At 40.2% G+C, this 2,236-nt stretch carries 3 protein-coding genes; all 3 read right to left on the reverse strand.

The genetic code is table 11. The annotated features are described in order from the left end of the window. The coding region (locus ACEW8U_RS09795) for a Gfo/Idh/MocA family oxidoreductase (protein WP_373521860.1) at window positions 1-630 on the reverse strand (630 nt) is incomplete at its 3' end. Further along, window positions 627-1,253: a response regulator gene (locus tag ACEW8U_RS09800; RefSeq protein WP_373521861.1), complete on the reverse strand. Its 627-nt coding sequence runs from the start codon at window positions 1,251-1,253 to the stop codon at window positions 627-629. The genes ACEW8U_RS09800 and ACEW8U_RS09795, both read right to left, overlap by 4 nt. Window positions 1,254-1,269: 16 nt before the next feature. Further along, window positions 1,270-2,034 carry a sensor histidine kinase gene (locus ACEW8U_RS09805; protein WP_373521862.1) on the reverse strand — a complete coding sequence of 255 codons (765 nt, stop codon included), beginning with the start codon at window positions 2,032-2,034 and terminating at the stop codon, window positions 1,270-1,272. Window positions 2,035-2,236: the final 202 nt, after the last annotated feature.

Genomic DNA, 2,236 nt, shown 5'->3' on the forward strand with positions numbered 1-2,236 from the left:
AAAATCATCAGCAACTGCACCGCTTCTTTGATTGAGGATTTCGGCATAGACCCATTTGGGTTTTCCAAAAAGCATCACTGCTTGATCTATAAGGTGAGTGCCCAAATCATAGGTAATGCCATTTCCGGGTACTTCTTTCTCCCTCCAATTATCAGTGACATGGGGTCTGAATCTGTCAAAATGCGATTCAAAATGAACAATCCTTCCCAAGACACCTTCAGCCAGAATTTTCTGAATGGTTCGGATATCCCCATCCCATCTCCGGTTTTGAAAAACTGAAAGCACCAAACCTTTTTCATCCGCAATTCTTTCCAGCTCCATGGCTTCCTTGGAATGGACTGTTACAGGCTTGTCCACCACCACATGCTTTCCTGCTTCCAATGCTTTTTTTGCCTGTGGAAAATGATACTCATTTGGGGTGACGATGACTATCAGTTCGGCAATATCCGATTCTAAGAGATCATCGAAACTCCTGAATATTTCGAGATGGGGATATTTTTCCCTGGATTTTTCATCATTTCGTTCTACCACAGCGACGAATTCCAGGTCTTCACAGACTGAAATCAATGGGGCGTGCATTTTTTCACCCACTGAACCAAATCCTACAAGGGCTGTTCTGATTTTTTTCATAAGTTCATATCAACCGCTTTTCTGATAAGTTCCGCAATGGAACTGACACCAAGTTTGTGATGTATTTTTTTTCTATGGGCCTCAACCGTATGAATGCTCAAATGAAGGTTTAATGATACATCTCTGTTGGTCATTCCATTTTTTATCATCCTAAGGATCTGCAACTCTCTTTTGGATAGTTTGAATTTCTCTTTATACAGGTCAGCGTACAGGTCATCTTGATTTTGTTGAAGCACCTTTTGAAAACTCATGACGTGGGAACCTTCAAATACCTCTCTTATGGTATAAATGAGTTCATCAGGGTCTGCATTTTTGAGTACATAGGCATTTGCGCCAAGTTTTTGGCATTTCTGAAAAATGGCCTCATCATCATACATGGACAGTACAATGATTTTGGGGCGGGGCCGGGAGCTCCTGACTGCTTCTATAACTCCCGCACCATCCATGACAGGCATATTCATATCAGTAAGGACCACATCTACTTTTCTTGATTTCAAAAAATCCAATAACTCCTGCCCGTTTGAAAAAACACCAAGGACCTGGAAATCCTCCTCGTCCTCCAAAAGACCGGCAATCCCTTTGGCAAACATTTTATGGTCATCAACTAAAGCAATATTGATCATTTCCCTTATTTTTTATTCAATTGGCTGAATGCGGTAAAACTAACTTTAATTCTGTTCCTTTTCCAATATTGGAACGGATCATCAGACTCCCTCCTATTGTTGTCATTCTGTTTTTCAGATTATACATTCCTGAGCCCTCAGAATTTTTGCTGACATCAAATCCTTTACCATTATCTTTTATGGTGATTTCTGATTTTGAAGTATCGGAATCTACAGTGATCTCAATCAGAGAAGGATGGGCATGTTTGATGGCATTGTTCAGACTTTCCTGAATAATCCTGATCAGGACAAGTTTTTTTTCTTTGTCCAACTGAAGGGCTTGCCCGTTTTTCTGAAAGGCAACTTTGCAGAATCCAGTACTTTCGAGCTTGGAAAGTTCCTTTTTGATAAATTCCTCCAATGTGATGGAATCCACCCAATCCAAATTCAAGGACTTGGATAATGCCCTCACCTCCCTGATGATTTCATTGATCAAAACTTTACCTTCATGGACTTTCTCTACTTTGCTACTAGAGAGGTTAAGTTTAGCCAAAGAAAGCAATTGGCCAACATTGTCATGAAGTTCACGACCCACATGACCAAGAATATCTTCCCCTATTTCTTTCTCCACATTTAGAATGGTGTTTTCATAAGCAGCTTTCATAGATTCCACTTTTTGTCGGTTTTGGATTTGTCGCTGCCGATGGTAGATAACCATGATGATGATAAATGACACCATGAACAGCATCAGGAAAAAACCCAAGAGGATGATTACAAACAGGTCAGATCCGTTGTTCTCCATTTATTTGCCAATATTTATTCGGTTGATTTTCCTGGGATAGCTTAGGGGAGGTGCCAAGAAGATGACTAAGATACATGAATGATCCAATAATTCCAGCCTATGCCGTCAAATTAGCTTGCAGGCGTTCATTTTTTCTCCATTTTAGATTGGTTTTTAAAATGGAGAGAGTGCTCGTCATTCTGAATGGAGCTTCTGAAAAGTA

Origin of the sequence: Aquiflexum sp. (assembly GCF_041751335.1) — a bacterium.
Classification (GTDB): Bacteria; Bacteroidota; Bacteroidia; order Cytophagales; family Cyclobacteriaceae; genus Aquiflexum.